The sequence below is a fragment of the Streptomyces sp. NPDC127092 genome (assembly GCF_042722475.1).
In the GTDB taxonomy this organism is placed as follows: Bacteria; Actinomycetota; Actinomycetes; order Streptomycetales; family Streptomycetaceae; genus Streptomyces.
The window spans coordinates 498-1,289 of the sequence record NZ_JBHXFE010000280.1 but is presented as its reverse complement, the minus strand read 5'-3'; the positions used below and the strand labels follow the sequence as shown (position 1 = coordinate 1,289).

Sequence of the window (792 nt, the reverse complement as noted above, 5' to 3'; positions counted from 1 at the left end):
GAACAGTACGTCCGCAGCGCCCAGCAGCACCGTGGACCGTTCCGGCCTCTGTTCGACGTCGGTCCACGCAAATTGCTCGAGCGCCCAGGCGTAGCTCAGCTGACTTCCCACCATCCGGGACAACCGCAGACCATCCTCGAGGAGCGCGGTTCCACGCTCACGTTCTCCGTGCTGCCACATCGCGAAACCATAGTCACACAACGCCATTGCTCGCCATATTCTTTCCTCCCGCGACTCGGTAAGCGCGATGAGCTCCTCGTAGCTCTCTGTAGCTCGCTGGATGTCGCCGGTCATCTCGAAGGCGAGCGCCAGCCAGACCAGTGCCGGCACCAGCTGGTTGAGATCGCCTTCGGGACGGAAGACGTTGATCGCGTTCTCGAGGCTGGCGATACCTGTCCGAAGCTCTCCGTTGGAAACGGCGAGGCACCCCTCCGCGAAGGCGACCAACGCATCGAGGTCGGCATCCCCAACCCCGGCAGCCAGCAGTCGTGCCCGGTCCGTCGATACGGTGCCGGCGGCAACGTCGCCCTGCAACGCGGCCAGCATGCTGCTGGTGCACAAAGCCTCGATCCGGTCGAAGGGTTGCTGACCTTCCTGACTTGTGAGTGCACGATCGAGCCAGTGACGGCCTTCGCTGAACAACCCTCGCACGAACCAGAATTGATACATCGCGGTGACGATGCGCATGCCCGCTTCTGCCTCGCCGTCCTCGCTGAGGCAGAACTCCATGGCGTCGCGCAGATTCGGCTGCTCACGCTCCAGTCTGGCGATCCACTCCACCTGCAGCGGACC

Annotated in this window: 1 protein-coding gene; it reads right to left on the bottom strand. The window is 63.5% G+C overall.

What is annotated here, in order from left to right:
• A partial coding sequence (locus ACFWJO_RS39670) for a hypothetical protein (RefSeq protein WP_386873151.1) occupies positions 1–780 on the bottom strand: 780 nt, incomplete at its 3' end.
• Positions 781–792 lie beyond the last annotated feature (12 nt).